The following is a 15,564-nucleotide window of genomic DNA, read 5'->3' as shown; positions in this document are numbered from 1 at the left end:
GTGGATTGGCGGTAAAGAAGTTGCGCTTTAAGCCTGGCATGATTTCGATTTACAGTGTTAATTGTTTATCGAAAGCCAGTTCTAAATAAAAAACTATCAGGAGAAAACGTGAAACAATCTTTGTTCCAAATCGCACTTGTGGTGAAAGATTACGATGAGGCTATCGATTTTTACACCAATAAACTGAAGTTCGAGTTGATCGAAGATACGTATCAGCCGGAGCAGGATAAGCGTTGGGTAGTGGTGGCTCCGCCGGGTTCAGATAGCGCCGGGATTTTGTTGGCCAGGGCATCAAAGCCTGAGCAAGAAGCATTTATCGGTAACCAGGCCGGAGGACGGGTATTTTTGTTCCTGCGTACAGATGATTTCTGGCGTGACTATAACAGAATGAAAGCTGAAGGGATCCGGTTTGTCCGTGAACCCAAAGAGCAAGACTACGGAATTGTTGCTGTATTTGAAGACCTTTACGGTAACTTGTGGGATTTGCTGGAGCTAAGTCCAAGTCATCCTATGGCTGAGCGTTAATTAAGCTTCTTTATGGTGATGAGAGCACGATCATTGTTTTCATTGCTCTTCCACTGTGTTCTGTGATCCCGGGTACATGCGAAAGTGGAAGCCTCTGGCAATATAACTGAATAGATTCAGGTAGCTAACGAGGATAAGCATGCGAAAAATCGGTGACGATCTTTGGGTTCATGATGATTCAATGAATATGATGGGAACCCGCCTCGGGCTTCGGATGACGATAGTTAAGCTATCATCCGGTGGCGTGTGGGTTCACTCTCCGACGGCGATAACGCCCGAGCTGAAACGCGAGATTGATGAAATAGGCAAAGTTGAATGCATTGTGGCTGCCAGTAATGCGCATAACCTATGGTTGCAGGACTGGTGTGAAGCTTATCCGGAAGCTGATGCTTATGTCAGCGCCGGAATTCCGAGGAAAGTGCCGCTATCGAATTATCATATCCTGCAAAGAGGGATGGAGAATCCTTGGGAAGCGGATATGGCGTGGGAGACGATGCCTTCGGTTCCTATGTTCAATGAAACGGTTTTTCTGCATAAAAAGACACGTTCTTTGATCGTTACTGATCTGATCCAGAATTATCCTGATAAGGTGCCAACAGGTTTTGCTGGGCTGATGACTAAATATGTTTTCCAGCCGATAGGCTTCAAAGGTTCCTGCGTTGCTCCGCCGCTTAAGATCGGATACATGATTAAGGATAAACCCAAGTTCTGTAATTTTATTCGCCATGTGCAGGAGTGGGATTTTGAGAGGATCATTGTGACTCACGGCGATATTATTGAAGATAATGCAAAATCAGTCTTCAGTGATATTTGTGCACGCTTTCTCAAGTAAGCTACCTGTTAACCACGTATAAATAAGTCGTCTATTTGCTAAGAGCCGGTGTTTCACCGGCTCTTCAATTTTGTGCCTCACGTGTTTTTGTCGTGGACCCCTTCATCGGTATTTTCTCTGCCAGCCTAATAATGACATGTTCCACACCTTGTAGCGTCATGGTAAACAAATACCCTTTGTGCACTTTATCTATGGCAATATGAAGCTGGGAGGCGTGCTCATTGGAAAAAGGCGCGGTGGAAAACTCAATATGCCTTGCCTGTAGCTTTGTAGCTGGCAGGTTTACCGGCTTGAGGTTATCGGCAAAAGTTGACATGAAACGCAGCCTGCTTTTTTTATTGTTCAGGTAAAAGTACCAATGATGGTCAGAGACGTTCAGCTTTGCCAGACCATAAAGCGTCCCGTCGTCAAGGCGTTTGAAACAGACCGGATAGGGCAGAGCTCCCCTGGGTGTTTTTAACGCTTCTCCTTCCCAGCAGCCGATCAAAGGCAGCAACAGTTGTTCGACCTGGCTTTGTGACTTTTCGCTGTCCGATAGCGTAAAGAGAACCAGGGTTGCCAGAAATATCATGAGTAACGGTTTGGTGCGTTTTGATATCAGATCTGTCATCAGATGTTTGGCTTTAGCTGCATGGATGTAGGTTTTATTACAGGTGCAGACACCAGTCTGGTCAAGTGACCAGTGTTTTTCCAAAGTAGTTTGAGCTAATTCATTAAGAGGGTACTGTTTGTTTTAGATTAGTGTGGGGATTGGGACTAAAGGAGCTTTTGCTGTTTCATGCCAGCTTATTGTTTATATAGCCTTAGTTTGATGAGTGATAACGATGTATAGAGTTATAGATAAAGAGCTATTGGATGAGTTAGTTCTTAAAGCGCAAGAAAGCCCTCGAAAAAGAAGTCATTTCTCTATCCATTCGGATTTTACAGACCCTGTTCAAAGAATGTTGATTGGTTTGGCTTCTGGTACTTACGTTAGGCCTCATATGCACCCTCAGCCTAACAAGTGGGAAATGTTAGTTGGTGTTAGAGGTAAATCACTACTACTCATTTTCGATCGAGATGGTGTAATTAAAGAACGAATTATTTTATCTGAAAAGGACTTTGCTTTTGGGGCGGAAATGAAACCCAAAACATGGCATATGGTTCTGCCATTGGACGAAGATTCTGTCATTTTGGAGATAAAGCCAGGTCCTTACAACCCTTCAGATGTTGTTGAGTTTGCTCAATGGGCTCCTGAAGAAAATGATAAAGGTATAGTGAACTTTATTAAGTGGGTTGAAGTGGCTCAAGTGAATGATAAATATAACTAAATGAACGAAAAGATTATTTTCGCTTATTTGTTTCAATTTGGTGCAAACATAGTGTGGTTTGCTATACCTCATAGCTATTTCTGTCTAGAGCTTGATATCCTTGTGGTTTCTCTGTGTAATAGGCGCGCCTGGTTGTGAACGGTGTTTTATTTTTGGGGGATGGAGAGGTATGACAAAGATCGTTCTGGTAGAGGATGACTTAAAGCTATGCGAGTTGCTCGCACATTATTTGCGACAACAGCAGTTTGAAGTGATAACGGTTTCTGACGGAAGTCTGGCGACAGATATCATCGTAGAACATCAACCTGATTTGGTGGTGCTTGATTTAATGCTGCCTGGAGTGGACGGGCTGACGATTTGTCGTAATGTCAGGCCAAAGGTATCAGGTAAGATCCTGATGCTCACAGCCAGTGATGATGATATCGACCATGTCGCCGGGCTGGAAATCGGTGCCGACGACTTTGTAAATAAGCCGATTAAACCGAGAGTATTGCTGGCCAGAATCCGGATGCTTTTGCGTCGTGGTGGTGGGATGCCAGTGCAAGGTCAGGATGATTCGTCGGTTGATAATCGTGAACAGTCAGATTCAGAATTTGAATGCCGTCATGGTGGACTTTACCTCAACAGTCGGAGAAAGGTTTGTTCTCTGGATGATAGTGTTGTGAGCTTGACCGATAGTGAATTTGATCTGCTGTGGTTGCTGGCTTCACGACCAGATGAAGTGTTGTCACGGGAGTTTCTGGTTAAGAGTACCCGTGGCATTGAGTACGATGGCCTGGATCGTACCATCGACAACAAGGTGGTATCGCTGCGAAAGAAGCTCAATGATAACCCGTCCTTACCACGCAAGATCATTACGGTTCGTGGTAAGGGGTATCTGTTCGTTCCGGACCGATGGTAGAGCTTGCTGATGAAAAGACTGTTTTTGGAGTTTTTTATCGGTGTCGTGACCTTTTTCTTCCTCTGTATTGTCAGTTATGTCTATTACACCGAGGTTTATACGCCCGATTATGAGCTGGAGGTTGAAGTCCGTCATGTTCATGGCGCGATGAGGTTGTTGGATGAAATAGCCGAAGTTCAGGGACAGAAGCGAGCGGATGAAATGTTCGCTGACTATGCCAGCAATAATCTTTTGAGTGTAACTCCTATAAGTTGGGATAGTCCGACGCTGAGCCCGGAAATCGTTAATGAGATCAAAAATCATGGCGCGGTTTCATTTGATGATGAATACAGCTATTACGTTGTGTACGGCAACCTTAAGCAGATTTATTTGTTGGCACCTGACCTCAGCTTTCCGATTTGGGAAAAATTAGATTTTGAGTCGGATCTGCTGTGGGCTTTCGTCTGTACCAGCTTTGCTATCTACTGCATTCTTATGATGGCGTTCCTGGCCCGGCGTTTTCGGGCTCTTGAGCGCGTTACACTGGCCTTCGCTGATGGTGATTTTTCGGTGCGGGCGTCAGAAAAAGCTGGAATGCGCCTTGGTCGCCTGAACAGCAGCTTTAATCAGATGGCAGATAAAATCTCAGGTTTGATCACCAGTCATAAGCAACTGACCAATGCGGTAGCCCATGAACTTAGAACACCAGTTTTCCGTGTTCAATGCCAGTTGGAAATGATGGAAGATTCTGGGATGAGCGAGGAGCAGAATCGGTATGTCGCCGGGATCACTGATGACATGGCTGAGCTGGAGCAGCTCATTGAAGAGTTATTGTATTTTGCCAAACTGGAGCGCTCTGCGATTCCGTTGAATCTGTCGACCCAGCCGGTATCGGATTGGCTGAGTAAACTGGTGTCAGATTGCCAGCGGGATACGGATAAACATATTGAGTTGGAGTGTGATACTCGGCTTGTGGCCTGCCTGGATGAATATCAGCTCAAACGAGCGGTTTCGAATATTATCCGTAATGCATTTCGCTATGCTGAACAGCGGATTGATGTTCGGGTTTCTTGCGATGAGCAACGGCTTACTATCCTGATTGATGATGATGGTATCGGTATACCGGAACAAGAGCGCGCCAGAATTCTTGAGCCGTTTTATCGGGTCGGTACCGCGCGGGATCGGGCCTCCGGCGGTCATGGGTTGGGGTTGGCGATTGTCTCTCAGATTGTCGCCCGCCATCAGGGGCAGCTTGAGATCGGTGAAAGTGATACCGGCGGCGCACGCTTTACTCTGATTCTTCCAACTGAGCCATCAGATGAATTACTGACAGCAGAAACTACAGCACAGTAAGGCGTTCAAAGTCGATAGCGAAATAAACAAGGTGTTTCGGATAGATCCGGAGCACCTTTTTTTGCGCCTGATAAATATCGACGGGACAAAGCTGGTTGGCATCTTAGCCGATGTAATCTCCCGGTTAAGTCACTTTGTATTCTTTTGTAATCGTAGATGCTTACTCTGTACAAAAGCGTACAGAGATCAGATAGGCAGTAACAATAAAACGGTGTACATTTGTCTCCAGATTAAAAACATTGTTGTGACAGGGACCAATTGGCTGGATGAGAGTTTGGTAACTCTGGTTAGCCGGAACATGTTCCTGCTCCCCATAAGAAATAGAGAGATCATTCCATGAAAAAGCTTTTGGTTACTGCCACTCTGGCCACTTTATTATCTGCTTGTGCTTACCAGCAAAAACCGGTTGTTGATATGACCAATGTGGATCCTGCTCAGTATGAACAGGATTTTGCTTACTGCCAGGCCTATGCAGAGAAAGTTGATAAGAAGGAGTCGGCGAAGGTTGAAGCACAGAACGGTGCTGTAAGCGGGGCTCTGATTGGTGCGATTGCTGGTGGTCTGGATGATGGTCTGGGCGGTGCTGCTGTCGGCGCTGTTGCAGGTGGCGCAATTGGTGGGGGTGCAGGTGCATTGTCCGGTGCCAATGATGCAACAGATGTTCAGGCCAAAGTACTTCGTCGTTGTCTGGATAACAAGGGATATGTTGTCTACGACCTAGATAAGTAATCACGCATTGGCGACTGTCTGACAGGTATCAAGTCGAAAGATAAAGCCCGTATAGTTTGATTATGCGGGCTTTCTGTATTTATTTTACTTGCCTGTTGGCAGGGCATCTGAATAGATGTTTTTAGCTGGGATAGCGAAATTTTGCGTCATATGATGAAAGGCACTTTGCACCATCTCATAGCGGCCGCAAAGGTAAATTTCAGTCTGTTGGTAGAACAGGTTGTCGTCATAAACTATATCCAGTAAACGTCCTCTTTTTCCGCTAAAGCTACCAGCAATCTCTTCCGCCACAGAAATATAGCTAAGCCTGCTGTGCTTTTCGGCTAAAGTTAGCAGCTCTTCATCATGGTACAGGTCTGCAGGTGTCCGAGCTCCCCAGTAAAGGGTAACCGGACGCTGGTTGTCTCTGCACAGTTCTCGCAGTAACAAGCTACGGATATAGGTATAGCCGGAGCCGCCAGCAATCAGAACGAGTGGTGCTGAATTTTCTCTCAGCCAGGCATGGCCAAATGGCCCTTCGATAAGGATATTTTCCTTAGATTGCCAGGCATCAAGAAGAGCTTGTACTTGGGCGTTGGCTAAGCTGTTTTCTGTTGTCAGGTTGCTACGATTACTTAAATAGCTTTGTACTTCATCAGTGTTTACGCCACCAATATGGACCTCAATGTCTTGAGGTTCGTCCGTTTCTCTCAATGCTGGAGCACTGGCGATTGAGAGCGTAAGAGGCGGGTTACCATCGACACATAGATTAAGGTACTGTCCGGCTCGAAATGAAAATGGGGTTACCGGTTTCAGTATGACTTTTATAGTTGTGCGATTGAGCCCGGAGACGGATTTAATTCTACAGTTAGTCTTCATTCTTGATTCTCCTGTGCAATCGGCTCATTCATTGAGTACGGCGATAACTTCACAGCGCTTGCCGGTTGACGCTGATGTGGTGTCGAACTCGATTTCCAGTGCGGTCAATGTATCCATCATGGCATGAGTGAGGGCAACGTTTTCAATGACAAAGCAGTTGTGTTGCTCGCAAAGCTCATCAAAGTTCCTGTGCTGTTCGCCATGGGAGCCGATGCCGTAACTGTCGATAACAATAAAAGCCGGACTTTGTTCCAGAATGGCATCAAGGACATCGCTATGCAGGGCGGTGTCTTGTTTGCCATATGCGTCATTGCCATAACCGTTCTTCTCAAGGTTGGCAGTGTAAAGCACCAGCGCTTTACCTTTCAGTGGCAGTGCTGAAACGGCTTTGATGTCCGGCATGGCATCAGAGCAATCGAGCATGACAGTATCCGGGTTGTATTGGTGTTGTTCCGGCGTTGTGGTGTAACAGTCAATATGGGTGCCGATGTGTCCCATTGCATTCACGGAATCAGACTGGCGTTTTGCCCATTGGTATGCCGGGTGAGATTCGGTGATTTCGATGCTGATTGGTGTTTTTGTCATAGTTAAGTCTCCCTTTGAGTGATGCCGCTATTGTAGGGAGGAATAGATTTGACCATTACAAACATAAGAACTAAAAACATCAAAAATAGGACGTCATCAGGGGTGCCTGATATTCAGCATATTTTCGCTGTTATGAGAAATAGATTGATGAGATGAATTTTAATAACTTACTGAAACAGCTTAATATAATGAGAATTATTGGCTTGTTGGCTAACAGTGGCCGGCGTTAATTATCAGGTTGTAAGCTTTTGAATCATTTCGACTATAACTTGCTTAAAGTACTGGAAGTTTTGCTGGAAGAGCAAAGTGTGACTGCGGCTGCGTCGCGGTTGTACCTCAGCCAGTCGGCTGTCAGTAAACAGCTGGCGAAATTGCGGGAAACTTTTGATGACCCTTTGTTTGAGCGTACTGCACATGGGCTGCGCCCGACGCCACGGGCAAAACAGCTAGCGCCTGAGCTGCATCAGATCTTGCAGCGGTTGGAGCAATTTACCCGCCCTGAGGCTTTTGAGCCAGCACAGAGTACTCGTGAGTTCAGGATCCATCTGGTAGAAACGGCTTATTCGCTGACTTATCCTTTTTTCATGCCATCTATGCTCAGTCAGGCACCTCATGTCAGCCTGAACAGCCAGACCTGGAATCACGAAAGCAAGGAGAAGTTGCTTAAGTGCGAAATTGATATGGCGATTTGCAGCCGTGAGTGGGATGAGCGTTCGCCATTGCATGTCAAAAATATTCCCCAGGATTTGAATTATGTCGAACTGGTGCGTGACTATCCGGTTTGCTTGTTCAGGAAAGATCACCCTTTGCTAAAGGAAGAGTGGAATCTGGCGGCATTCCTGAAATATCGGCACCTTCAGGTGACATTCGGCGGGATCGACAGGTGGCTGCTTGATGAAGTGTTGGCTCTTGATGGATTATGTCGTGATATCGCGGTTAACATGACTGATTTTTACAGCGCAATGAGCCTTTGTGAGCGATGTGATCTTATTCTCTCGGCTCCGGCCCGTTATGCGGCAAAAATGACAAAGCATTTTGATCTGATCACTCGTGATGTGCCGGTGGATGTGGTTCCGGGGAACTATGTTCTGCTTTGGCACAATCATTTTGAACATGATCCCGGCCACCGCTGGTTACGAGAACTTATCATCGGCAATGTGAATGGTGAAGTTCGCAGCTAGTTTATTACTCGTAACTAGCTGGTAATATTTAATTTTGTTCGTAAAAAAGCCCGCTCCAAATAATGGCGCGGGCTTTTTTGTCTGACATTTGAGAGCAAGCTCATATTTTGACAACTCCCCATTTATCAAACACTCAAAAACAAAACTTTATTTTGATTTTAAAAGGCCAACTCTGGAGTATCATGCGCAATTAGTATTTATGCCAGTTGGGAGTATTAGCATAATGAATCTCGGTAGCGTTTTAACCCGTCGAAAACGGAGCTCGGCTTGCGCCTTGTTATTGTCTGCTGTTGCGACATTGGGGATGACTGATGCGATGGCCGCTCAGTCCGGTAAAGACATGTCGGTATGGTTTGATGTCGGAGGGCCTGTTGGTGGTCCTTATGCGACCGTGGTGCAGAATGGGGCTACTCAGGCGGCCGAAGATCTCGGGGTTGATTTGCGTGTTATGTATTCTGACTGGCAACCGCAGAAGATGGTCGAGAATTTTAAGCAGGCACTGGCGGCTAAGCCGACCGGGATCGTGGTGATGGGTCATCCGGGGGACAGTGCTTATTCTCCGCTGGTGGACGAAGCATTCAGTAAAGGTATCCAGGTAACGTCAGTGGATACGGCATTACCGGCTGTCATGAACAAGGACCAAAGTGCCGGTTTTGGTTATGTCGGTGTCAGCAATGCAGCCCGCGGTATTTCGCTAGCTAATGAGGCGTTGAGACGGGGCCAGTTCAAGCCGGGAGATCGTGCCATGGTTTGGGGCATCAAAGATATCGCTGAGCGCAGTGATTCAACCCGAGGATTGATCTCGACGCTGGAAAATGCGGGTATCAAGGTCGATTTTCTGCAGATCTCACCGGAAACCGATAAAGATCCGTCACTAGGAAGCAATGTGATCACTGCTTACCTGGCTCGCCATCAGGATGTGAAACTGATCATGGTCGATCATGGTGCGCTGACTGCGCAGATGGGGAACTTCCTGCGTAATGCCGGCGTGCGTCCACAGGAGCTGTATGTGGCTGGTTTCAGTTTGTCGCCAGCGACCGCGGATGCGATCAAAACTGGTTACGTCCAGTTAGTTGCTGACAGCCAGCCATATCTGATGGGATACCTGTCAGTGGTTCAGGTTGTGCTGAGTAAGCGCTATGGTTTTTCCGGTCTGGATATCAATACCGGTGCCGGGTTTGTCAGTCGCGACAACATTAACTTCATTGCACCGCTGGCAGCAAAAGGCATCCGTTAATGGATTTGCCGGTACTTGAATTGAACGGGCTGAACAAATGGTTCGGCCCGGTTCATGCGTTGAAAGATATTCACTTTTCCCTTCATTCTGGCGAAGTTTGTGCCCTGCTTGGCGATAACGGAGCCGGAAAATCAACCCTTATTAAATTGATTGCCGGGGCCGAACACATTGATCATGGCGAATTACGCATTAGTGGTAAACAGGTGCCAGCCAGCCGGTATTCGGTACAGCAGGCTCGACGATTAGGGATAGAAACCGTTTATCAGTCCGGTTCCCTCGGTGAGCAGCAGAGTGTATGGCGTAACCTGTTTGTCGGGCGTCATCTCCGTAATCGCTTTGGTTTTATTGATCACCGGGAAGAGCGCCGCCGTGCCGCCCGTTTATTGAAGACGCTCGATTTTCGCGGGGTCGGTGCCAATATTGAAGCGCCGGTCAGCTTGCTGTCGGGAGGCGAGCGTCAGGGGCTGGCGATTGGCCGCGCAATGCTGTTTGATGCCCGGGTGGTGATTCTGGATGAGCCAACTACTGCGCTTTCTGTCGGAGAAGTTGAAAAGGTGCTCAGCTTTGTCGAGCAGCTTCGTGAACAGGGCAGAGCCTGTTTATTGATCACCCATAATATGAACGATGCCTACCGAGTTGCTGATCGGTTTGTAGTAATGGATCGTGGCAAGATTGTGGCTCAGTACCGCAAATCCGCAATGACCCGGTCATCGTTGCAGCAGGCATTGCTGGATGCTGTCGGACAGGGGGCATTATGAATCATCATTTTGTCTCACGTCACCGGGTTCCGGTGCTGACAGCTCTTATCCTGGTTGCTCTATGGAGCATTTTTACTGCGTTTAGTCCGGAAACGTTTCTTCATGGTCGTATTTATATCTCCTTCATGTCGACCATTCCCTTTACTGCCATGCTGGCATTAGCTTTGACCCTGTTGGTGATTGCCCGTGAAATCGATATGAGCTTTCCGGCTGTTGTCGCTTTGGGCGGTTATGTTTTCGCTGTCACGTTTGAGTCAACCGGTTCGCCTTTATTGGCGTTGGGCTGTGCCGTTGCCGCAGGTCTGGTATGTGGAATGCTGAATGGTGTGTTGGCGGTTTACTTTCGTATCCCATCAATCATTGCCACCATCGGCACGCTGTTTTTCTTGGGCGGCCTGACAACTGTGCTGGCCGACGGCGTTGCTCTGAGCATTCCGCAGGTGCGTGAAACCTGGCTGCACTCCGTTATGGTCGGGCGGATTGCTGATGTTATTCCGGCGCAGGTGCTGTGGGCGTTGCTGATTCTGGCTCTGCTATGGTCTCTGCTTTCTCATCATGTGTTCGGCGATAATATCAACTTTATCGGTGATAACCCGAAGGCTTCGCAGGTTATGGGTGTACCGGTCAAAAGAACCCGCATGTTGCTGTTTATGCTGATGGGGGGAATGTCTGCGCTGGTCGGGGTTTTTGTCAGCCTGGAAATGAGCAGTTGGTGGCCGAATCAGGGACAGGGTTACATGTTGCTGGTGTTTGCCTCGGTTTTCATCGGGGGGACGTCGGTACTCGGTGGTCGAGGTACGCTCATGGGAACGCTGTTCGGTGCATGCATTATCGGCATTCTTGAAGCGGGTATTATCAGCGCCGGTCTGGCTGGTTTCTGGACCCGGCTTATTTACGGTATCACTATTTTGGTTTCGCTTATGGTTCACAGTATGCTGCTGAAGCAGCATATGGGATCGTGGCGACGTTTGCTTTCCTGAGGATTTGCTTATGACACAGATAACAATTGTCGGTGCTGGCAGTGTGATGTTCACTCGCCAGATAACCTCGGCGTTGCTTTCCTATCCGGCCCTTGACGGTGCTGTGCTGGTGTTGATGGATATTGACAGTCAGGTTCTCAAGCGAAGTTTTGAGCTTGTTACCCGGATGATTGAGCAGGCAGGCCTTCGTGTTCAGGTGATGATGACAACAGACCGTCGTAAGGCACTGACGAATGCTGATTTTGTGATTAATGCCATTCAGGTTGGTGGGCTGGAACCATGGCGGCTGGATATGGATATTCCGGCTAAATACGGTGTCATTCAGGAAGTTGGGGACACTATGGGGCCGGGCGGCATATTCCGCGCTTTACGCCATATTCCGCCGATGCTTTCTATTTTGCGTGATATGGAAATCCTGTGTCCTGATGCCCTGTTTATTAACTATGCCAACCCACTGGCTCCGCTTACCTGGGCTGCGAAAGACTATAGTCCGGTTAAGTCTGTCGGGCTTTGTTACGGTGTGCGATATACGGTCGCACAGTTGGCCGGTTACCTTGGTGAAGGTGACTGGGTTGAACATCCGTCGACCCCGGAACGCTGGCAACGGTTGATGTACCATGAGGTGCCGGAACATATCGACTATGAATTTGCCGGTATCAACCACATGACCTGGATCACCAGAATGACGGCGAATGGTAAAGATCTGTTACCTAAGCTCCGTGAAATGGCAGGAAACCCTAAAGTGTACCAGGCCGATGCTGTTCGCTGTGAAGTGCTGAAGTTCTTCGGTCACTGGTGTACTGAAAATCACTGGCATTGCAGCGACTACCTGCCTTATTTCCGCAAGAATGAAGCGATGATTAATCACTTTTTGCCACAACGCTGGAACTTGCTGGCGCTTGAAGAAAAAGTACATGCTGCAGGTGAGGCCGAAATTGATGCTCAGCTGGCTGGTAGCCAGAAAATCGTGATTGCACCTAACATGCTCAATGCGCCCAAGCTGATAAATGCCATGGTCAGTGGGGATCGAACCCGGATTAACGGTAATGTACCAAATCATCAGCCGGGAGGGTTGTTGGTTGAAAATTTGCCGGAAAACTGTGTGGTAGAGGTGCCAATCCAGGTTGATGCCAGAGGTTTACAGCCTCAGCAAATGGGACGTTTACCGATGCAGTGTGCCAGCCTGAACAAGACCAATATTGCGGTTCAGGAGTTGATTGTTGAGTCAGCGCTTACTCACAACCTGGATGCGGCGCGCTATGCGTTGTCGTTAGATCCGGTTACTGCTGCGGTTTGTACCCTTGAGCAGATTGACGCCATGTTTAATGAGCTGTTTGAAGCTCAGCGACACTGGCTACCGCAATTTAATCATTGCTGAATAATTAACACTCGCTATTTTTCGATACAGGGCAGCCTTTATGGCTGCCTTATTTGGTTTAGTGGTGTTTGAAATCAAAGTTTCATTATTTTGTAGTGTGTTGTTTTGCATATAAATTTATGTGGATTAAAGTTAATTCAGGAGCTGGTAAATAATGCTGTCATAGTGTTGCATATACCTGCTAATGGCCTGATTGTGGCATTCTTGTCCGCTGTATGCATTGTTCCACCTGACGCGGATTTACCACTTCGCAGGTGCGTTTGATTTGCTTGTTTTGAACGGATATCGAAAGGAGCCATTGTGATCCGTTTTATTCAGTTTTTGTTAGCCTGTTCAGTTCTGGCCGGAGTGGGGTATTTCATCTTGCATGATGTGGATCAGGCGCAAGAAGAGAAGCATGAGAAATACCAGTTCTTGTCGGTTATGTATAAGCCGGAGAGTGATGAATACCGAAACTTATATGAGTTTCACGCGACACTCGATGATGCGCCAATGCCAGTTGGTACGTGGGAGTCTCAGCATGACCCTGAATTTCATTACTTGTTGAAAGTAAACAGCAACGGTGGGTTCGTTCTTTCAATTAATCCTCATGCTAATGACCATTCCGAAGGGGCGGTAACTGGCGCATTGAAGATCACAGGGAAGGCGTTTAAAGCGCATCACGTGGTTGGAACCGCTAAGCATTTCATCCCTAAAAGCGGTCACCTTGTAGTGAAAAGCTTCTCTGACAAAGAACTTCAGATTGTCCACCCTCAATCTATGAAGCCGATTATTTTCACCTTTGTCGGCTAATTAGATTGTCTAAAACAGAGTCATTGCCAGCTTAGACGTTATTAGCTGGCAATGACCATCAGGTGCATCAGGGCGACCAGCCCTGTCAGCCGGTTACGCATCGGCTGGTAACCTTCTGGTTTTCCTTCTTTTTCTATTTCACGGATCTTCATTTCAGCAAACCACACTGCGACAAAGCCGAATAAAAGTACCAGTACTGAAATTACATAGCTTTCCGGTGAATGTAGCAGAACTCCCCATGCGATCAGCGCAAACAGGTTACTCAGGATTAAAGCATTACGGCTTAACTTGTGTTTGATGTGGTCGATCGCGTTTCCCCACAAGATCCCGGCCAGAAAGCTCAATATCACCGCACTGTAAGCGATGAACACCTTTTGGGCACTAAGTCCGAACAGGGTTTTGTCAGCCCAGATACACAGAATGCTGATGATAAATGGCAATAATCCGAGGTAGGCAAGACGTGACATGATTTTGTCTGGCGATTGGTTCATGGCGTACTCCGCACAATTCTCACTTAGTGATATGAAAAGCATAGCAGAAGGATGTTTAGGGTCTTTTTGACTTCACTTTCCTTCTTCTGGCTATTTTATCGTTGGCGCAAAATGGTAAATAAATTCGGGGGGAATCTTTAATTTATGGGGTGTACACAGTCATCAACAGAGAGATACGCCATGACCCATAAATTTAACCAATACAGTGAGTTGCTTAACTGTTCCCTTTCTCGTGCGGTTGATTATCTGGAGTCTTTGCCGGAAAGACCAATCGATCAAAAAATCAGTTCTGAGTCGCTGCGCGAACTCATTGGTGGAGAGTTGCCACAGCAATCAGGCGACCCGAAACAAGTGCTTAATGAACTGGCAGAAAATATTGAGAAAGGCCTGATCGCGTCAGGTGGCCCCCGTTATTTCGGCTACGCCATTGGCGGCAGTTTCCCGATTTCCCTTGCAGCTGACTGGTTGGTAAGTGCCTGGGATCAGAATGTACCTTATTACGTTTCCAGCCCGGCAACCTCAGTGGCCGAAGAAACCGCGGCCGAGTGGATGCTGGAACTGCTAAGTCTGCCGAAAACAGCAGGTGTCGGTTTTACTTCCGGAGCGCAGGAAGCGATTTATACCGCATTGATTACTGCCCGTAACAGCCTGCTGAAAAAGGCGGGATGGGATGTGGCCAAAAAAGGACTTTATGAAGCACCGCGTATTCATGTTGTGGTCAGCGATCAGATCCATTCCACCATTAAACGTGCGCTTTGGATGATTGGCCTTGGCGAAAGCGATATTAAGACGATTCCGACCGACAGCAATCTGAGAATCCTTCCTCAATACCTGCCGGAAATTCTCGCAGAGTGCGACGGTCCGACATTAGTGTGTGCGCAAGCAGGCTGTATTGATTCAGGGGCTTTTGACCCGTTTGAAGAGATTGCCGCTTGTGTGCAGGCCCATCCGAATGCCTGGCTTCATGTCGATGGTGCTATTGGTTTGTGGTCTGCTGCCAGCCAAAAACAAAAGCATCTTTTGAAAGGGATCGAAAAAGCGGATTCCTGGGATACCGATGGTCATAAGTGGTTCAACATGCCTTATGACAGCGGCATGGTGATTGTCCGTGATGCTGCGTTGCTGGCAGAAGCTATGGGTGGCAACAGTATGGGAGCCTACCTGACTGATGCGATAGCCAAGCCGGATCGCAATGCCATCAATTTTGGTATTTCCGCATCACGCCGGGCTCGAGGAGTACCTGTTTATGCCGCTATTAAAGCGCTCGGCAGACAAGGAATTGAAGAACACCTTGATCATTGTTGCGCGATGGCGATGAAGATGGCCGACAGGCTTCGTGAGGTAGACGGGATCACCATTCTCAATGATGTTGTTTCTAACCGATTCTCCGCTCAGTTCGGTAAGGGAGGGGATGAATTCCGAAATCGGTTGACCGAACGGGTTGTACACCAGTTGCAACAGGATGGTTTCTGCTATCCGTCGACATCCGGCTACAAGGGGCTGAAGACCATGTTGTTCTCTGTGCTTAACTGTCACACCTCTGAAGAGGATATTGATGCAACAGCAGAGAAAATCATCGAAACCTACCATATCGAGCTGGAAAAGTGTCAGCAGCATGATGTTGCCGCACTTTGCGAATAACCCTGACTTTAAGCAAAAAAACGTTATGACCGGA

Annotated in this window: 17 protein-coding genes; 13 read left to right on the top strand and 4 right to left on the bottom strand. The window is 47.5% G+C overall.

Features of this window, described 5'->3' with window-relative positions:
• Positions 1-108: 108 nt before the first annotated feature.
• Positions 109-525 (top strand): VOC family protein, encoded by a 417-nt coding sequence (locus AACQ93_RS24785; RefSeq protein ID WP_064609567.1) that lies wholly within the window; start codon positions 109-111, stop codon positions 523-525.
• Between the two features lie 139 nt (positions 526-664).
• Positions 665-1,357 (top strand): DUF4336 domain-containing protein, encoded by a 693-nt coding sequence (locus AACQ93_RS24780; RefSeq protein ID WP_064609566.1) that lies wholly within the window; start codon positions 665-667, stop codon positions 1,355-1,357.
• 64 nt (positions 1,358-1,421) lie between these two features.
• On the opposite strand, the gene AACQ93_RS24775 is transcribed toward AACQ93_RS24780, so the two are convergent.
• On the bottom strand, positions 1,422-2,051 hold the full coding sequence (locus tag AACQ93_RS24775) for a hypothetical protein (RefSeq protein WP_064609565.1): 630 nt from the start codon (positions 2,049-2,051) through the stop codon (positions 1,422-1,424).
• A gap of 130 nt (positions 2,052-2,181) precedes the next feature.
• Here AACQ93_RS24775 and AACQ93_RS24770 point away from each other — a divergent pair, with 130 nt between their 5' ends.
• The 4 genes from AACQ93_RS24770 to AACQ93_RS24755 all read left to right on the top strand — a co-directional run bounded on the left by AACQ93_RS24770 (position 2,182) and on the right by AACQ93_RS24755 (position 5,629).
• On the top strand, positions 2,182-2,667 hold the full coding sequence (locus tag AACQ93_RS24770; protein ID WP_064609564.1) for a WbuC family cupin fold metalloprotein: 486 nt from the start codon (positions 2,182-2,184) through the stop codon (positions 2,665-2,667).
• A 169-nt stretch (positions 2,668-2,836) separates the two neighbouring features.
• A complete protein-coding gene (locus AACQ93_RS24765) occupies positions 2,837-3,568 on the top strand; it encodes a response regulator (protein ID WP_064609563.1) in 732 nt (243 codons plus the stop codon).
• A gap of 9 nt (positions 3,569-3,577) precedes the next feature.
• Complete coding sequence (locus tag AACQ93_RS24760; protein ID WP_064609562.1) at positions 3,578-4,900, top strand: ATP-binding protein; 1,323 nt, start codon at positions 3,578-3,580, stop codon at positions 4,898-4,900.
• Between the two features lie 336 nt (positions 4,901-5,236).
• Complete coding sequence (locus AACQ93_RS24755; RefSeq protein WP_007463339.1) at positions 5,237-5,629, top strand: glycine zipper family protein; 393 nt, start codon at positions 5,237-5,239, stop codon at positions 5,627-5,629.
• An 84-nt stretch (positions 5,630-5,713) separates the two neighbouring features.
• Here AACQ93_RS24755 and AACQ93_RS24750 read toward each other — a convergent pair whose 3' ends face one another.
• Together AACQ93_RS24750 and AACQ93_RS24745 are read right to left on the bottom strand one after the other, a co-directional pair.
• Positions 5,714-6,487: a hypothetical protein gene (locus AACQ93_RS24750; protein ID WP_064609561.1), complete on the bottom strand. Its 774-nt coding sequence runs from the start codon at positions 6,485-6,487 to the stop codon at positions 5,714-5,716.
• 24 nt (positions 6,488-6,511) lie between these two features.
• On the bottom strand, positions 6,512-7,072 hold the full coding sequence (locus AACQ93_RS24745) for a cyclase family protein (RefSeq protein ID WP_064609560.1): 561 nt from the start codon (positions 7,070-7,072) through the stop codon (positions 6,512-6,514).
• 248 nt (positions 7,073-7,320) lie between these two features.
• On the opposite strand from AACQ93_RS24745, the gene AACQ93_RS24740 reads away from it, so the two are divergent.
• From AACQ93_RS24740 to AACQ93_RS24715, 6 genes are all read left to right on the top strand, one after another.
• Complete coding sequence (locus AACQ93_RS24740) at positions 7,321-8,253, top strand: LysR family transcriptional regulator (RefSeq protein WP_064609559.1); 933 nt, start codon at positions 7,321-7,323, stop codon at positions 8,251-8,253.
• A 223-nt stretch (positions 8,254-8,476) separates the two neighbouring features.
• Entirely contained in the window at positions 8,477-9,490 is a 1,014-nt protein-coding gene (locus AACQ93_RS24735) for a sugar ABC transporter substrate-binding protein (protein ID WP_064609558.1), read from the top strand.
• A complete protein-coding gene (locus AACQ93_RS24730) occupies positions 9,490-10,248 on the top strand; it encodes an ATP-binding cassette domain-containing protein (protein ID WP_064609557.1) in 759 nt (252 codons plus the stop codon). The genes AACQ93_RS24735 and AACQ93_RS24730 overlap by 1 nt, the downstream gene beginning before the upstream one ends.
• Positions 10,245-11,228 (top strand): ABC transporter permease, encoded by a 984-nt coding sequence (locus AACQ93_RS24725; protein WP_064609556.1) that lies wholly within the window; start codon positions 10,245-10,247, stop codon positions 11,226-11,228. Before AACQ93_RS24730 ends, AACQ93_RS24725 begins: the two co-directional genes overlap by 4 nt.
• Positions 11,229-11,238: 10 nt before the next feature.
• Positions 11,239-12,606, top strand: coding sequence for an alpha-glucosidase/alpha-galactosidase (locus AACQ93_RS24720; protein WP_064609555.1), 1,368 nt, complete (start codon positions 11,239-11,241; stop codon positions 12,604-12,606).
• Between the two features lie 300 nt (positions 12,607-12,906).
• Positions 12,907-13,398 (top strand): hypothetical protein, encoded by a 492-nt coding sequence (locus tag AACQ93_RS24715; RefSeq protein WP_064609554.1) that lies wholly within the window; start codon positions 12,907-12,909, stop codon positions 13,396-13,398.
• A gap of 41 nt (positions 13,399-13,439) precedes the next feature.
• Here AACQ93_RS24715 and AACQ93_RS24710 read toward each other — a convergent pair whose 3' ends face one another.
• Complete coding sequence (locus AACQ93_RS24710; RefSeq protein WP_064609553.1) at positions 13,440-13,889, bottom strand: DUF3429 domain-containing protein; 450 nt, start codon at positions 13,887-13,889, stop codon at positions 13,440-13,442.
• A gap of 180 nt (positions 13,890-14,069) precedes the next feature.
• Here AACQ93_RS24710 and AACQ93_RS24705 point away from each other — a divergent pair, with 180 nt between their 5' ends.
• Positions 14,070-15,530: a pyridoxal phosphate-dependent decarboxylase family protein gene (locus AACQ93_RS24705; RefSeq protein WP_064609552.1), complete on the top strand. Its 1,461-nt coding sequence runs from the start codon at positions 14,070-14,072 to the stop codon at positions 15,528-15,530.
• Positions 15,531-15,564: the final 34 nt, after the last annotated feature.

The sequence above is a fragment of the Photobacterium sp. J15 genome (assembly GCF_963870815.1).
GTDB classification, from domain to species: domain Bacteria; phylum Pseudomonadota; class Gammaproteobacteria; order Enterobacterales; family Vibrionaceae; genus Photobacterium; species Photobacterium marinum.
Note: the sequence above shows the minus strand (reverse complement) of the source record. Positions and strands in the feature narration are given on the sequence as shown.